Source organism: Salegentibacter salinarum, from assembly GCF_900168115.1.
GTDB classification, from domain to species: domain Bacteria; phylum Bacteroidota; class Bacteroidia; order Flavobacteriales; family Flavobacteriaceae; genus Salegentibacter; species Salegentibacter salinarum.
This window is the reverse complement of sequence record NZ_FUZC01000007.1, coordinates 174893-190997: the sequence shown is the minus strand read 5'-3', so window position 1 is coordinate 190997 and position 16105 is coordinate 174893. Positions and strand designations below refer to the sequence as shown.

Below are 16105 nucleotides of genomic sequence, written 5' to 3'. Positions count from 1 at the left end.
AATTTGGAAAAAATAATCCCCATAAAAATAAAATAGTCCGTCTGGGAATTTCCAAACGGACTATTTTGCATTCCTACTTTCAAACTAAAATTAAACTGTCATAGAAAATAATTGCGTATTTGGTTTCTGTGCCTGCATTCTTAAATCGAAAGCCATACAAATATTACGAACAAAAGGTCTTCCCTTTTCGGGAATGGTTAATCCTTTTTCAGAAAAAATAACGAGGCCGTCTGCTTCCATTTCTCTTAATTTAATAAGTACGTCGGGTAATTCTTCAAAATAATCTTCGGGTGCTGCCCAGCTGGTTTCCAGGCGACACATTAAATTAAGAATGTGTTTTCTTATCACAAGATCTTCTTCATTTAAAATATGCCCTCTGAAAACCGGAATTATTCCGTTGGCAATAAGCTCCTGGTAAGTTTCAACGGATTTTTCATTTTGGGCAAAGCCGTACCAGCTGTCACTAATTGCTGAAACTCCCAAGCCAATCATAGATGCACCAGAAGAAGTGGTGTAGCCCATAAAATTCCTGTGCAATGTTTTATTTTCTACCGCTTTATAAAGAGAATCGGTTTTAAGGGCAAAATGATCCATTCCTATTTCTATATACCCTGCATCTTCCAGCATTTTTTTCCCGGTTTCGTACATTTCGCGTTTTTCATCACCCCCGGGAAGATCAGAATCTTTAAAGCCACGCTGCCCGTTTCCTTTTATCCATGGTACGTGCGCATAACTGTAAAACGCAATTCGATCTGGCATTAATTGCTTTGTCTTTTCTATAGTATCAATAATATCATCTTTAGTTTGAAATGGCAAACCAAAAATAATATCATGCCCTACCGAAGTAAAACCGGCTTCCCGGGCGTGCTCGGTGGCATTCTTCACATTCTGAAAAGGTTGAATTCTATGTATCGCTTTTTGAACTTTCTCACTATAATCCTGTACACCGTAACTTACTCGTCTAAAACCAAGTTCTGCCAGGACTTTTAAATGTTCTTTGGTCGTATTATTAGGATGCCCCTCAAAACTTAATTCTGCTTTACAATCTCTTTCTGCTTTACGAAATAGCATATTAAGTAAAAGTTTCAGATTCTCTGGAGCAAAAAAAGTTGGTGTACCACCACCAAGATGCACTTCCCTAATAATTGGTTTCTCTTCCAGCACTTCCAGGTAAAGATCCCATTCCCGCAATACGGTTTCTATATACGGAGTTTCAACCGAGTGTTTTTTGGTAATTCGCTTATTACAGCCACAAAAAGTACAAAGGCTCTCACAAAACGGAAGGTGTATATAAAGACTAATTTCCCTATTCCCTTTGAAGCTGCGTTTTAAACTGCTTTTCCAGGCACTGGTAGAAAATGTATTATCGTCCCAATATGGCACCGTTGGGTAACTGGTGTATCGAGGCCCCGGAACGTTGTATTTACTAATAAAATTAGAAGACATAAAGCAATAGATTTTTACAAAAATAAAATACACATGGCTTATTTGATATGAGTAAGATCAGGTTCTGTATAAAAAATCAACTAATTTGCCTTTTCATCCGGTTTCAATACTAGAAAAGCGAAATCCTTATTTTTCAGAATTAATAATTACGATTTATATAATATAACTTGTTAATTTTTCTTAAATTTAAATAAATAAACAAATGGAAGTGGGTAATTTTTAATATTCGCATTTATATCTTTTCAAGAGAGAAATTTTATCGGCTTCACTGTTTAATTTAAAAATCAAATATATGTCCCGAAAAATCAATAAGGAAATTCGAATTAACGAAAATGGAAGTAAAGTATTTAAAGCGCTCGTAACTCCAAATTTAATTAAAGAATGGTGGGGCGCTTCTCAAGCCATTGTGGTTCCTGATGAAAATGGTGTTTTTGCTTTAAGCTGGGGAGAAAATCCTGATAAAGCCGACTATATTGCTGCTGCTACTATTTCAGAATTTAAACCGCACGTAAAACTTACTTTAAGTGACTATATTTATTTAGCCGACAATGAATATTTACCATTTAAGTCAAAATTTAAAGTGAAATTTAGAATTCACTGTGAAACTAAATATTGTGTCTTAAAATTAGAGCATTCCGGTTTCCCTAATAAATCTGAAGCAGATCAATTTTATTCTGATTGTGAATCGGGTTGGGAAGAAAACCTGGAGTCGTTAAAAAATCTTGTAGAAAAGGAGAATGTGCCGGTTTATAACTAAAATGTATTTCATTTTAATGAAGAATATAAAAATTAAATTTCTTTTTCTACCTTCAAAGTTTTAAACCAACTTTAAATGAATTCGGCACAAAAAACATTGCTCTACCCGCTTGTGGCATTAATAGTAGGGGCTTATTTTCTATTCACAGGACTGGTTGACGCCAAAGGCTTTCTTGCTCCTTTAGTAACTGCCATAATTCTCGCCCTGCTGCTTATTCCATTGGCTAATCTTATGGAAGGCAAGCTAAACCGGCTGTTTTCATCGCTCTTAAGTACAGTATTATTACTCCTGTTTTCTTTTGGAGTCTTTATTTTACTCTCATTCCAAATTAAAAATTTTGTAGATGATTGGGATAAAATTAAAGAAACCATGACTCCAAAAATTGAACAGCTGCAAAGCTATGCTTACGAACATACAGCTTTAAGCAGCGAAGATCTGGAAGAATATAAAAAGGAAAATGATATAAAAAGTATGCTCACTTCTGGAGGAAATTCAGGGCAACAGGCTTTTAATTTTCTTAATTCTGTAACCAGTTTTTTAAGTAATTACTTACTCACTTTTATTTATATATTTTTCCTACTTAATTACCGAAGACGCTTTAAAATATTTATTCTCAAACTATTCTCAAATCAGCGAAAAAAGCAAGTCAAACAAATTATTGATGAAACTGCGCGCGTGGCCCAGTTTTATTTAAGAGGGAAATTAATCTTAATTATAATACTTTCCATTCTTTACAGCATAGGCCTGGGAATTTCAGGTGTGAATAATTATATTTTAATTGCAGTAATAGCTTCCTTCCTTACTCTTATACCTTTTATAGGAAATATTATCGGGATGGGACTGGCCCTGATATTTGGTTACCTTACACAAGGTGAAACCAGTATTTTAATTGGGGTAATCCTCACTTTTACCCTCGTTCAATTTATTGAAAGTTATGTTTTAGAGCCCTTTATTGTAGGAGATAAGGTAGATATTCATCCGTTTTTCGTGATCCTGGCAATAATTTTGGGAAATATGATTTGGGGTGTTATGGGAATGATTCTGGCAATTCCGGTTTTGGGAATTTTAAATGTAGTCTTTAATCACGTTCCTGCCTTAGAGCCTTTTGGATATCTATTGAGCACAGATGAGGAGAAAGATTAGATTTAAATCTTCCAAAACTATTTCGGGTCTCTAAATAATATGAATGCAAAATCGTGCAGCTAAGCAATTTGAAGGATTTTTAAAAACCCCTCCACTTTGGACGAACTCATTTCTGAAGATAGATCAATTTTTACTTCCTGAAATCGAAGAACCTTTAAAGCAACCCATCACCGAAGATTTACCTTCACTTGCATCCAATTTTGTAATGGGAAAGCGGGTAGAAAGATTCTTTGAATGGATAATTAGAAAAAACCTGAATTATAAATTGTTGGCTGAAAATATGCAAATAAGTCGCAATAAAATCACCCTGGGAGAGCTCGATTTTCTGCTTGAAGACTTAATTACCCGGCAGGTCTTTCATATTGAAATGGTTTATAAATTTTATGTTTACGATCCTTCTTTTTCAACAGAAATGAAGCGCTGGATAGGCCCCAACCGCCGCGATACTTTATTGCAAAAAACTGAAAAGCTAAGAGAAAAGCAGTTTCCCTTACTTTATAAACCTGACACCAAAGACCTATTAAATTCATTAGGATTAAAAGCGGAAGAAATACTTCAGCAAACCTGTTTTAAAGCCAGTTTATTTGTGCCCAAACATCTTCAGGATAAACAGTTCCAGGAAATCAATAATGATTGTGTCGCGGGGATATGGCTTCATCTTAAAGATTTTATTTCAGCTGAATATCGCGATTTTCAGTTTTACGCCCCTAGAAAGCAAGACTGGCCAATGTTACCGGAACACGGTGAAAACTGGGTAAATCATTCAGATATAATTACTAAAATTGAAAATTCATTCCAAAGAAAAAAAGCACCATTAATCTGGGTAAAAAAACCCGGCCATAAATTTGAACGGCTTTTTGTCGTTTGGTGGTAGAAACGATTTTTAAGAAACACTGGTTAATTCCCAGAGAATAATATTATTCCCATTAAATTTGCAGTCTGAACCACACACCCAATGGATCAAAACACCAATGAAGCAATAAAGGCCTCCTGGCTTAGCATTATAGGAAATGCTTTATTGGCTATTGCGAAATTTATAACCGGGGTTTTTGGGAATTCTTACGCCTTAATCGCCGATGCCATTGAATCTACCACCGATGTTTTTTCGTCGTTTTTAGTATTATTAGGGCTTAAATATTCGAGTCGCCCTCCAGATAAAAATCATCCCTATGGCCACGGCAAGGCCGAACCCTTAATGACATTTGCCGTAGTGGGATTTTTAGTGGTGTCGGCCACCGTGATCGCTTACGAAAGTATACAACACATTAGAACTCCGCATAAAGTTCCCGAGCCTTATACGCTTATCGTACTTGCCGTAATTATAATTATTAAGGAATATTTCTATAGAAAAGTTTCTAAAAAAGGAGATGAAACAAAAAGCACCTCACTAAAGGCTGATGCCTGGCACCATCGCAGCGATGCCATTACTTCTTTAATGGCTTTTATAGGAATTTCTATCGCACTTTTTATGGGAAAAGGTTACGAAACAGCCGATGATTGGGCTGCGCTTTTTGCATCCGGTTTCATTTTATATAATGCCTATCTTATTTTACGGCCCGCGCTTGGCGAAGTTATGGACGAGCATATGTACGATGATATGATTGGTGATATTAGAGAAATTTCTGGCCGGGTTCCCGGAGTTTTAGATACCGAAAAATGTTACGTAAGAAAAACAGGAATGACCTACCACGTAGACCTTCATATAACCGTAAATGCTGAAATTAGCGTAAAAGAAGGTCACGATATTGCCCACAATGTAAAAAACGAACTCCTGGCCCACTTCCCCGAAATTTATGACGTACTAATTCACGTTGAACCTGATGATTTTGCTAAACCTGTTTCTTGACATCTTCTTAAGATTAGCGTTAAAGCCCTGCTAAACCCCTTTGAAATAAAGCGAAATCAACTTATCTTGAGTATTCAGTTAACCAAAAAATTAATAAGATGAGTTTGATTAATGAAAAAGACTTGCAAAAATTAAGCACCCAAGACAATAAAACCTGTATTTCTATTTTTATTCCAACTCAAAGAGCGGGGAAGGAAGTACTGGAAGAAAAGAATAAAACCCATCTGAAATCGCTTTGGAAAGAAGTTGGCAACGAGCTTAAGAAAAAAGAAATTTCCGAGGAAAAAATTCAGGAAATTGGGAAACCAATTGAAGAACTTCTAAACGATAAATCTTTTTGGCGCCATCAAAGCGACGGACTCGCAATTTTTGCCGCTGAAGGTTTTTTTGAAAAATACACCCTGCCGGTAAACTTTGAAACGCATTCTTATATTTCCAATGAATTTTATATAAAACCTCTGGTTCCAATGTTTTCTGAAGATACCCGTTTTTATCTACTGGCTCTTCAATTAGAAGATGTGGTTTTATATGAAGCTACCAAATACAGTATAGGTAAAGTAGAGGTAGACGATCTAACCCCTACCCGCCTCGAAGAACGTGTAGGCTTTGATTATAAACAAAAACACTTAGATTTTAGAACCCAGGGTTCCGGGGGAGAAAAAACGATATTCCACGGGCACGGCAGTGGTAGCGAAGAAGAAAGAAAAGAGGAAATTCTAAAGTATTTTAGAGCAATAGATAAAGGCCTGGAAACAATTTTACACGATGAAAATGTTCCATTGGTGGTATCTACACAAGATTACCTTTTCCCAATCTATAAAGATGTAAACACTTATAAGCATTTGTTTGATAAAGTAGTTCCCGGAAACCCTGCAGATACAGATATGTTTGGCTTGCACGAAAAGGCACTACAAACTATAGAGCCGTATCTTGAAAAGACTAAAAGGGAGAAAATGAAGAAATTCGAAGAACTGAACAATACCGATAACACCGGCACTTCAGTTACCGATATTCTACCCGCAATTCAACAGGGAAAAGTAGATACATTATTCCTTGAAAACAGAAGCGAAATTTGGGGTACTTACAATAATGATAATATGAATGTAAGTATAGACGATGAGCAAACGAGTCAGAACTATTCTTTAATGAATTGGGCCGCAAAAGAAGTTTTAAGACAGGGAGGAAATGTTTTTCTAATTCCTGGCGCACAAATGCCCGAAAAACAATCAAAAATGAATGCGCTTTATCGCTTTAATTAAACAAAGCATTTTAATCTAAGAAATAGGAAAGACGGCCACGAGCCGTCTTTTCTAGTAACTAAAAATGCGAGTAAAAAGAGATATTCATAATGACCAATTGTTCAATTTTTGAGATAAGCCCGGGAGCATTTAATCTTTATTATCGAGTAAAAAAAGTATCTTTACCACTTAATTTAAAGTTTTATGGATACAAATCTTGCGGTATTAATAGATGGTGATAACATTCCATCTGCCTATATTAAAGAAATGATGGAAGAAATTGCCAAATACGGCAATCCAACTATTAAAAGAATTTATGGCGACTGGACAAAACCCCATTTGGTTAAATGGAAGAATGTTTTACTGGAAAACGCTATAAATCCCATTCAGCAATATGGTTATACGCAAGGAAAAAATGCTACAGATTCTGCGATGATCATCGATGCCATGGATATTTTGTATTCAGATAAAGTAGATGGTTTTTGCCTGGTTTCCAGCGATAGCGATTTTACAAGATTAGCCACCAGACTTAGAGAGGCCGGAAAAAATGTTATTGGTATTGGTGAAAAGAAAACTCCTGAACCGTTTATCGTTGCCTGCGACCGATTTATTTATATTGAAATTTTAAAGAATTCTGAAAAAGATAGCGAACAGGAAACCGAAAAAGGCGGGAAAACTACCAAAAAGAAAAACGTAGATAAAATTACTCCAAAAGTGGTTCGGCTTATTTCCCAAACAATTTCAGATGTTGCCGATGAAGACGGTTGGGCATTTCTTGGCGATGTGGGAAGCTTACTTCAGAAAAAACAACCCAATTTTGATTCCCGTAATTACGGCTTTCAAAAACTCACCCCAATGATTCATTCTATAGATAAATTTGAAATTGAATCACGTACCAATCAAAGCAGTAAATTCAAATTAATTTACGTCCGCAACAAAGATTAAATATTCGTTATATTCCTCTTAAAATCAATAAATTCCATTTTTCATTCTATAATCTAGGGGAAATTTAAAACCTTAAATTATGAATATCACTTTAGCACAGGCGCAAAAAGTTATTGCTGCTGCCGAAAAGAAATCGAAAGAATTAGATGTGAAAATGGATATTGCGGTGGTAGACTCTGGCGCAAACTTAACAGCTTTTGCCAGGATGGACGGTGCCTGGCTGGGCTCGGTAGATATTGCCATTAAAAAAGCCGAAACCGCAAGATTCTTTGATATGAACACCGGGGAAATTGGAAAATTATCACAACCCGGCGAAGCACTTTTTAATATTGAGCATTCCAACAACGGACTTATAACTTTTCCCGGCGGAGTGCCTTTAAAAAATAAAAGTGGAGACATTATAGGCGCGGTTGGCGTTTCGGGTAGCAGCGTGGATAATGATCACGCAGTGGCAACTTTTGCCGCCGAAAGTATCTAAATAAATGAGCCGTCTGAAGGATACTAAAATTCGTCATTATGAACCAAATTCAGAATCTAAGATGCTTAAAATTAAAGCATTTTAGAAACTGAACTAAGTTATAACTGATGAAATTTGATCTTTCTTGGCGGCCTTTTTTTAATGTCTTTTTTCCAGAACTTCGCTAATATCTTTTAAAGAATATCCTTTAGCTTTTAGTAAAATGAGGTAATGAAAAAGTAAATCGGCACTTTCATTTAAAAATAATTCTGCGTTATCATCTTTAGCTTCAATAACAGTTTCTACAGCTTCCTCACCTACTTTCTGGGCTATTTTATTCATTCCGGCATCAAAAAGTGACACTACATAAGAGTTTTTATCTTCCCGAAGTTCAGGCTCCACTTCGCTCATTCTTTTACGTTTCGCAATAATTCCTTCCAATTTAGTCAGAAACCCAAAATTTGGTTCGTTTTTCTCACCCCAGCAAGTATCAGTTCCTTTATGACAGGTTGGTCCTTTAGGATTTACCGAGATCAATAAGGCATCATTATCGCAATCATTTTTAATATTCACCAAATGAAGATAATTGCCGCTTTCTTCGCCTTTAGTCCACAGGCGCTTTTTAGTCCTGCTGAAAAAAGTAACTTTTTTAGTCTCATTAGTTTTCAAAAAAGCCTCTTCATTCATATAGCCCAGCATCAAAACATTTTTAGTAGATGCATCCTGAATTATCGCAGGTACTAAACCGTCGTTATTTTTATTAAAATCTATATTCATATTTATTTTTTTACTCGATAATCGAGATTAATTTCTCCGAGGCTTGGCTCGGAAATTAAACAATGTTCCCAATGAATGCCCCGTGAGCTTGCTCCGAGGTAGTGCATGCCATCCTGAATTATTTCAGGAACTAATATTTTTGTTGATATAGAATAGAGATGAAAGAGCAAAGAATAAAGATTTCTCTATTCTATTTTCTTTTCTCTCTTTTCTTGAATCCTGTCTTTTTATTCTTATCTCTTTAAAGTCTAACTTCCACCCCATTCCTGCGAAGCTCTTCCTTTAAATCTTTAATTTCGATTTCCTTAAAATGAAAAACACTGGCTGCAAGTGCGGCATCTGCTTTTCCTTCAATAAAGGTATCGCAAAAATGCTGCATATTCCCGGCTCCGCCTGAAGCAATTACTGGAATGTTCAATTCTGAAGATAAAACCGCTAATGCTTTATTGGCAAATCCGGCCTTAGTGCCATCATTATTCATTGATGTAAATAGAATTTCTCCCGCACCGCGTTCTTCCACTTCTTTGGCCCATTGAAATAAGTTTAAATCGGTTGGAACTTTCCCACCAACTAAATGTACCATCCATTCGCCGTTTATCTCCTTGGCATCGATTGCGACGGTAATACACTGGCTCCCAAATTTCGCCGCAAGTTCATTAACCAAATCAGGATTTTTCACCGCAGAAGAATTTACCGAAACCTTATCGGCACCATTTTTTAGTAAAATATCTACATCTTCCACCGAGGAAATTCCACCACCAACGGTAAATGGGATATTTACTTTTTCGGCTACTCTTCGCACCAAATTGGCCAGGGTTTTCCGTTTTTCTTCTGTAGCTGAAATATCAAGAAAAACCAGTTCATCTGCCCCCGATTTCGCATAGATCTCAGCCAACTCTACAGGATCACCCGCATCGCGTAAATCTTCGAAATTCACGCCTTTTACGGTTCTTCCGTTTTTGATATCCAGGCAGGGTATAATTCGTTTTGTAAGCATTTTTTATATTTTAAGTTCCTTCTTATTTTTAAAAGAAGTTTCGAAAGTTTGAAGTGACTCACCCGCCCGCCTTCCAGGCATCCCTCCTTTAAATGGGAACACTTAGTTATTTAAAATAAATTTCTCCAGTTCTTTTAGCTGAATACGGCCTTCATAAATCGCCTTTCCGATTATGGTTCCTTCGCAGCCCAGCTCAGCCAGTTTGGGTAGTTCACTAAAAGTTGAAATCCCTCCGGAAGCGATTAAATTTAACTCTTTATCTTCTGAAGTAGTTTCTTTTAAAATTCTTTGATAAAGTTCAAATGCCGGGCCTTCAAGCATTCCATCTTTAGAGATGTCGGTGCAAATTACATAATTTACACCTTCCTGCTGATATTCCTGGATAAAAGGAATGAGTTCTTTGGTGGATTCTTCCTGCCAGCCGCTCACCGCGATCTTTTCGTTATTTGCATCAGCGCCCAGAATTATTTTTTCTGAACCAAATTTCTGAAGCCAGCTTTTAAAAGTTTCTGGATCCTTCACCGCGATACTTCCACCGGTAATTTGATTTGCGCCACATTCAAAAGCAATTTTCAGGTCTTTATCGGTTTTAAGTCCGCCGCCAAAATCTACTTTCAAACCGGTTTTTGAAGCAATCTCTTCCAGGATTTTGTGATTCACGATGTGCTTTGACTTTGCGCCATCTAAATCTACCAAATGTAAATTCTGAATTCCGTGTGCTTCAAAGTTTTTAGCCACCTCCAACGGATTTTCATTATAAATTTTCTTGGTATTATAATCACCTTTGGAAAGTCTTACGCACTTACCTTCAATAATATCTATAGCCGGAATTATTCTCATTTTTAAGTATCTAATTAGTATTTATTATTTAGCCACAAATTCACTAATATTTATTCTTGCTTCTCTACCTCATTACGAGGGAGCGACAAAGGAGCGTGGTAATCCTTCGATAGATTTTTTCCAGATTAGAGGATCACTTCAGTCGTGCCTCCATCGCAATGACGCGTTCTATTGAAATCTACTTACGTGGCTTTTAAAAAATTCTCAAGAATTTTTTCTCCTGCATCACTGCTCTTTTCCGGGTGAAACTGTACACCATAAAAATTATCTTTCTGGATTGCCGAAGTATACTCCACACCATATTCTGTCGATGCGATGGTTTCTTCGCATTCCTTTACATAAAAACTATGCACCAAATACACGAATTCCTGCTCTGAAATTCCGGTAAATAATTCCGATTTTAAATCATAAATACGGTTCCAGCCAATTTGTGGTACTTTAAGTTTATTATCGAATTTAACCACATTGGCGTGAAAAATCCCAAGTCCGTCGGTATCGCCTTCCTCGCAATAGGTACACATTAATTGCATACCAAGGCAAATTCCCAAAACCGGTTGTTTCAAGGTAGGAATCACTTTATCCAATCCGGTGGATTTCAGCATTTTCATAGCGCTACTCGCCTCTCCCACACCCGGAAAAATCACCTTATCTGCCAACCTGATCTCTTCCGCATTGCTGCTAAGAATTGCATCGTAGCCAAGACGCTTTATTGCGAACTTTATGCTTTGGATATTCCCGGCGCCATAATCTATTATTACAATGTTCATTTTCTTTTATTCAGTAGTTGGTATTGAGTGCTGTTCTTCCATATATTTCATTACTCAATACTCATGTCTATCATCTTTTATAGCATTCCCTTTGTTGAAGGTAAAATCATCTTTTCAGCATCTCGTTTTACTGCCATTTTAATAGCTTTCGCAAAAGCTTTAAAAATCGCTTCGATTTTATGATGTTCGTTCTGGCCTTCGGCTTTTACGTTTAGGTTTGCTTTTGCACCATCGGTAAAGGATTTAAAGAAATGGTAGAACATTTCAGTTGGCATTTTTCCAACCATTTCCCGCTTAAATTCAGTTTCCCAAACAATCCAGTTTCTTCCGCCAAAATCGATGGCTACCTGAGACAGGCAATCGTCCATTGGCAAACAGAACCCGTAGCGTTCTATTCCCAATTTGTTACCTAAAGCTTTACTGAACACTTCTCCCAGGGCGATAGCTGTATCTTCTATAGTGTGATGCTCATCAACTTCTAAATCACCTTTAACATCAACTATAAGGTCCATTTGGCCATGACGGGCTATTTGATCCAGCATATGATCAAAAAATGCAATCCCGGTGCTAATTTCTGATTTCCCCGTTCCGTCCAGATTCAGCCGAATAAAAATATCGGTTTCATTGGTTTTCCGGGAGATTTCGGCAGTCCTGTCGTTCAACTTCAGGAACTCATAAATCTTCTTCCAACTATCGGTTTTTAAAGCAATGGTTCTTTTAACCTTCTCCTGATCGTTCTGTACTTCATCGGTTGCAAGATCTTCGTGGGTGTCAATAAAAATCCCTTTTCCATCAAAATTGTAAGCGAATTCAATATCTGTAAGCCGGTCGCCGATCATAAAAGAATTTTTAAGATCGTATTCCTTTTCATTATTTAAATACTTTTCCTCTAACAGCCCGGTGTTGGGTTTTCGGGTTGGAGAGTTCTCTTTGGCAAATGTGCGATCCATTAAAATTTCACTGAATTCTACGCCTTCATTTTTAAAGGTTTGTAGTATAAAATTTTGAATAGGCCAGAATTTTTCTTCCGGATAAGCTTCAGATCCCAAGCCATCCTGATTGGTAACCATTACAAACTCAAAATCCAATTCAGATGAAATTTTCTTTAAATAATAAAGAGCTTCGGGGTAGAATTCCAGTTTTTCTATACTGTCTACCTGGTAATCTTCCGGCTCGTGAATTAAAGTCCCGTCACGATCTATAAATAATACTTTTTTCATAACTTATTCTTAGTCATTTCCGCCTTCGCGTAAATCTATATTAATTTTAACTCCAAAGCTGGGTTTTCAGCATCCCGTCCTTTAAATAACATTTTCTAACAACTTAGAGCCTGAAATAATCCCGAAACTTCGGGACAGGATGACGCCTAAAAGTTTTTATTACTTATTCTATACTTTTTAAAACTTCTATTAACTTTCTGTTCTCAGCCTCAGTTCCTACCGTAAACCTCAATGTATTTTCGCAAAGAGGTTGGGTAGTTCTGTTTCTAATTACGATTCCTTTTTGAATTAATTGGTCGTAACGTTTATTGGCATTATCAACCTTTACAAGGATAAAATTAGCATCAGAATGATAAATTTTTTCAATAAACTTTACTTCAACTAAAGCTTTACCTACAGCATCTCTTTCTTCAAGTAAATCAGACACTTCGGAATTTACTTTATCAGAATTTAGCACGCGATCTAAAGCTCTTAGTTGGGTTAATTCGTTTACATTATATGGGGGTTTAATTTTATTTAAAATCCCGATAATTTCTGCGGAAGCATAACAAATTCCCAGGCGAATCCCCGCCATCCCGTAAGCTTTAGAAAGGGTTTGCGTAATCACTAAATTTGGGTACTGCTCCAGTTTATTCAACCAACTTTCTTGTGCTGAAAAGTCAATATAAGCCTCATCAATAATAACTAAACCGTTGAAATTGTTTAAAATTTCTGAAACATTTTCTTCTGAAAAAGAGTTGCCGGTTGGGTTATTGGGGGAACATAAGAAGATCATTTTCGTGTTTTGATTTACCCATTTCAGAATTTCTTCAACATTGGGTTCAAAATCTGCATTTAGCAAAACCTCCCTGTTTTCAATATTATTGATATTTGCCAACACTTTGTACATCCCATAAGTTGGAGGCAAAGTGATAATATTATCCTTTCCCGGTTCACAAAACGCTCTAAAAAGTAAATCTAAAACTTCATCGCTCCCGTTACCGAGTAAAATATTCCCCTGGACCACATTTTTTAGCTTTGCCAATTCAACCTTAAGACTGCGTTGCTGCGGATCTGGATAACGGTTAACATCAGTTTGGAATGGATTCTCATTAGCATCTAGAAAAACCATTTCTGATCCGGTAGATTGATATTCGTCTCTGGCCGATGAATAAGGTTTCAAACCTGCAACATTGGGCCGTACCAGGTTATTTATGTTGAAATTTTTCATTCTTTTTTATGGTCTTGTGGAATCAGGACGTAACCCTGAACTCGTTTCAGGGTCTAGTTCGAAACTAATTGAAAATCTTAGATTCTGAAATAAATTCAGAATGACGACTTAACAGCTTTTCCAGACTACCAAATTTATTTAGTTCTTAATTCCTTTAAACGTAAACTCACTGCATTTTTATGGGCCTGTAAACCTTCGGCTTCTGCCATTAGTTTTATAGCCGGACCAATTTCACGAATTCCATTTTCAGATATTTTCTGAAAAGTCATACTCTTCATAAAACTATCCAGATTCACTCCGCTGTATTGTTTTGCATAACCATTTGTTGGCAAAGTATGGTTGGTTCCTGAAGCGTAATCGCCGGCACTTTCTGGCGTGTAATTGCCAATAAAAACCGAACCTGCATTTTGAATCCCTTCAGTATAAAAAGTTTCATCTTCAGCACAAATTATAAAATGTTCCGGGCCATATTCGTTTATTAATTCCAGTGCATCATTTTTATCTTCAGTATAAATAAGACGGGAATGTGCAATAGCTTTTTCCGCAATACTTTTTCGGGGTAAATCATTTAATTGATTTTCAACTTCAGCTTCAACATTTTCTATAAGCTCTTTGGAGTTAGAAACTAAAATAACCTGGCTATCGGTGCCGTGTTCTGCCTGGCTTAATAAATCGGAAGCCACAAAAGCAGCATTTGCTGTATCATCAGCAAAAACCAATAGTTCTGAAGGGCCAGCCGGCATGTCGATTGCAACATTATGACGGGTAGCCAATTGCTTTGCTACGGTTACAAATTGATTTCCGGGGCCAAATATCTTATAAACTTTTGGCACATTCTCCGTACCGAAAGTCATAGCGGCAATAGCCTGGATGCCTCCGATTTTAAAGATTTTCGTGACTCCGCATAGCGCAGCTGTATAAAGAATAGCGGGATGCACATTTCCCTCTCTATCGGGTGGCGTACAAAGTACAATCTCTTTGCAGCCTGCGATATTGGCCGGAGCGGCAAGCATTAAAATGGTTGAAAACAAAGGAGCGCTGCCCCCGGGAATATATAATCCGACTTTTTGAATTGGTCTTTTCTCCTGCCAGCATTTTACACCATTTGTAGTTTCTACTTCAATTCTCTCCGTTTTTTGAGCGCTGTGGAATTTTTCTATATTCGTTTTAGCTAAATTTATCGCCTGCTTTAAATCCTCAGAAATTTGAAATTCAGCCGAACTCACTTCTTCCTTAGAAACCCGGGTTTCTTCAAGGTTGATCCCGTCAAAAAGTTCGGTATATTTTGAAACGGCATCATTGCCTTTCGCTTTTACTTCAGCAAAGACCTGATTCACTGTTTCTTCGATATCTTCTACGGTTTGTGTGGGTCTTTTTAAAATTTCGGACCATTCTGATCTGGTGGGATTGTAAAACTTTTTCATTTTAAAGTACCATTTTTTCAATTGGCGCTACCAAAATTCCTTCGGCACCGTTTTGTTTTAATTCGTCAATAACCTCCCAAAAACGTTCTTCATTGATTACGGTGTGAATTGAACTCCAACCTTTATCAGCAAGCGGTAAAACCGTTGGGCTGCGCATCCCGGGTAGCAATTTAATGATATTATCCAGGTTATCATTTGGAGCGTTTAAGAGAATATATTTTGAAGTCCGTGCATTTAAAACCGATTTTAGCCTGAATTGTAATTTCTCAAGAATCGTTTTTCTTTCCGATGAAATTTTAGGAGAAATAGCGAGCACTGCTTCACTTTTCAGCATTACTTCCACTTCTTTGAGGCCGTTTTTAAAAAGTGTGCTTCCGCTGGAAACAATGTCACAAATCCCATCGGCCAGGCCAATATTTGGAGCGATTTCAACTGAGCCATTAATAATATGCAATTCGGCAGTTATTCCTTTCTTTTCAAGAAATTCATTTACCGTATTGGGATAGGAAGTGGCAATCTTTTTTCCGTCTAAATCTTCAATTCCCGTATATTTCATCGACTTTGGAACTGCAAGTGAAACACGGCATTTTGAAAATCCGAGTTTTTCTCCCTGTATAATATCTTTTCCTTTTTCGATTAATACATTTTCACCAATAATAGCGACATCTACCACACCATCTCTTAAATACTGCGGGATATCCCCATTTCGCAAATACATCACTTCCAAAGGAAAATTACGAGAAGAAGCTTTTAGTTGCTCTTTTCCGTTATCTACAGAAATTCCTGCGTCTTTTAATATTTTGAGCGAATCTTCATTTAATCGACCCGATTTTTGAATAGCAATTCTTAATTTTTCCTGACTCATTTTAATTTTTTTTTATAAATCACAGGGTTTAAAAATCTGTGAGGCTTGGTTTTGATTATAAAACAAAAAAACCCGTTTGAATAGCTCAAACGGGTCTTAAATATGCTGGAAATTACAACACACCAAATTTACCTCGCCTGAGCGCAGTTGTAAAAATGATGGTGATGTAATTG

The 16105-nt window shown here is 36.8% G+C and carries 16 protein-coding genes; 7 read left to right on the top strand and 9 right to left on the bottom strand.

Annotated features, from left to right (window positions below; genetic code table 11):
• Positions 1 to 90 precede the first annotated feature (90 nt).
• Positions 91 to 1446, bottom strand: a complete 1356-nt coding sequence (gene hemN, locus B5X53_RS10520) for an oxygen-independent coproporphyrinogen III oxidase (protein WP_079713188.1) — start codon at positions 1444 to 1446, stop codon at positions 91 to 93.
• Positions 1447 to 1738: 292 nt separating this feature from the next.
• Between hemN and B5X53_RS10515 the strand changes: the two genes are divergently transcribed.
• From B5X53_RS10515 to B5X53_RS10485, 7 genes are all read left to right on the top strand, one after another.
• Positions 1739 to 2203 (top strand): SRPBCC family protein, encoded by a 465-nt coding sequence (locus tag B5X53_RS10515; protein ID WP_079713187.1) that lies wholly within the window; start codon positions 1739 to 1741, stop codon positions 2201 to 2203.
• 75 nt (positions 2204 to 2278) lie between these two features.
• Positions 2279 to 3346, top strand: a complete 1068-nt coding sequence (locus tag B5X53_RS10510) for an AI-2E family transporter (protein WP_079713186.1) — start codon at positions 2279 to 2281, stop codon at positions 3344 to 3346.
• A 43-nt stretch (positions 3347 to 3389) separates the two neighbouring features.
• Entirely contained in the window at positions 3390 to 4220 is an 831-nt protein-coding gene (locus B5X53_RS10505) for a DUF1853 family protein (protein ID WP_079713185.1), read from the top strand.
• A gap of 81 nt (positions 4221 to 4301) precedes the next feature.
• Entirely contained in the window at positions 4302 to 5192 is an 891-nt protein-coding gene (locus tag B5X53_RS10500) for a cation diffusion facilitator family transporter (RefSeq protein WP_079713184.1), read from the top strand.
• A 98-nt stretch (positions 5193 to 5290) separates the two neighbouring features.
• Positions 5291 to 6451 (top strand): baeRF7 domain-containing protein, encoded by a 1161-nt coding sequence (locus B5X53_RS10495; RefSeq protein WP_079713183.1) that lies wholly within the window; start codon positions 5291 to 5293, stop codon positions 6449 to 6451.
• A gap of 183 nt (positions 6452 to 6634) precedes the next feature.
• Positions 6635 to 7375: an NYN domain-containing protein gene (locus tag B5X53_RS10490; protein ID WP_079713182.1), complete on the top strand. Its 741-nt coding sequence runs from the start codon at positions 6635 to 6637 to the stop codon at positions 7373 to 7375.
• 79 nt (positions 7376 to 7454) lie between these two features.
• Positions 7455 to 7853, top strand: a complete 399-nt coding sequence (locus tag B5X53_RS10485) for a GlcG/HbpS family heme-binding protein (protein ID WP_079713181.1) — start codon at positions 7455 to 7457, stop codon at positions 7851 to 7853.
• Between the two features lie 138 nt (positions 7854 to 7991).
• Here B5X53_RS10485 and hisIE read toward each other — a convergent pair whose 3' ends face one another.
• From hisIE to hisG, 8 genes are all read right to left on the bottom strand, one after another.
• Positions 7992 to 8609 carry a bifunctional phosphoribosyl-AMP cyclohydrolase/phosphoribosyl-ATP diphosphatase HisIE gene (hisIE, locus tag B5X53_RS10480; RefSeq protein ID WP_079713180.1) on the bottom strand — a complete coding sequence of 206 codons (618 nt, stop codon included), beginning with the start codon at positions 8607 to 8609 and terminating at the stop codon, positions 7992 to 7994.
• Between the two features lie 241 nt (positions 8610 to 8850).
• A complete protein-coding gene (hisF, locus tag B5X53_RS10475; RefSeq protein WP_079713179.1) occupies positions 8851 to 9606 on the bottom strand; it encodes an imidazole glycerol phosphate synthase subunit HisF in 756 nt (251 codons plus the stop codon).
• 102 nt (positions 9607 to 9708) lie between these two features.
• The gene (hisA, locus tag B5X53_RS10470; RefSeq protein ID WP_079713178.1) at positions 9709 to 10446 is read right to left on the bottom strand and encodes a 1-(5-phosphoribosyl)-5-[(5-phosphoribosylamino)methylideneamino]imidazole-4-carboxamide isomerase; all 738 of its coding nucleotides are present in this window, start codon (positions 10444 to 10446) and stop codon (positions 9709 to 9711) included.
• A 182-nt stretch (positions 10447 to 10628) separates the two neighbouring features.
• Positions 10629 to 11213, bottom strand: coding sequence for an imidazole glycerol phosphate synthase subunit HisH (hisH, locus tag B5X53_RS10465; protein WP_079713177.1), 585 nt, complete (start codon positions 11211 to 11213; stop codon positions 10629 to 10631).
• 77 nt (positions 11214 to 11290) lie between these two features.
• Positions 11291 to 12433, bottom strand: coding sequence for a bifunctional histidinol-phosphatase/imidazoleglycerol-phosphate dehydratase HisB (gene hisB, locus B5X53_RS10460; RefSeq protein WP_079713176.1), 1143 nt, complete (start codon positions 12431 to 12433; stop codon positions 11291 to 11293).
• A gap of 163 nt (positions 12434 to 12596) precedes the next feature.
• Complete coding sequence (gene hisC / locus B5X53_RS10455; protein WP_079713175.1) at positions 12597 to 13643, bottom strand: histidinol-phosphate transaminase; 1047 nt, start codon at positions 13641 to 13643, stop codon at positions 12597 to 12599.
• 134 nt (positions 13644 to 13777) lie between these two features.
• Positions 13778 to 15067, bottom strand: a complete 1290-nt coding sequence (hisD, locus tag B5X53_RS10450; protein ID WP_079713174.1) for a histidinol dehydrogenase — start codon at positions 15065 to 15067, stop codon at positions 13778 to 13780.
• A 1-nt stretch (position 15068) separates the two neighbouring features.
• Positions 15069 to 15932, bottom strand: a complete 864-nt coding sequence (hisG, locus tag B5X53_RS10445) for an ATP phosphoribosyltransferase (protein WP_079713173.1) — start codon at positions 15930 to 15932, stop codon at positions 15069 to 15071.
• Positions 15933 to 16105: the final 173 nt, after the last annotated feature.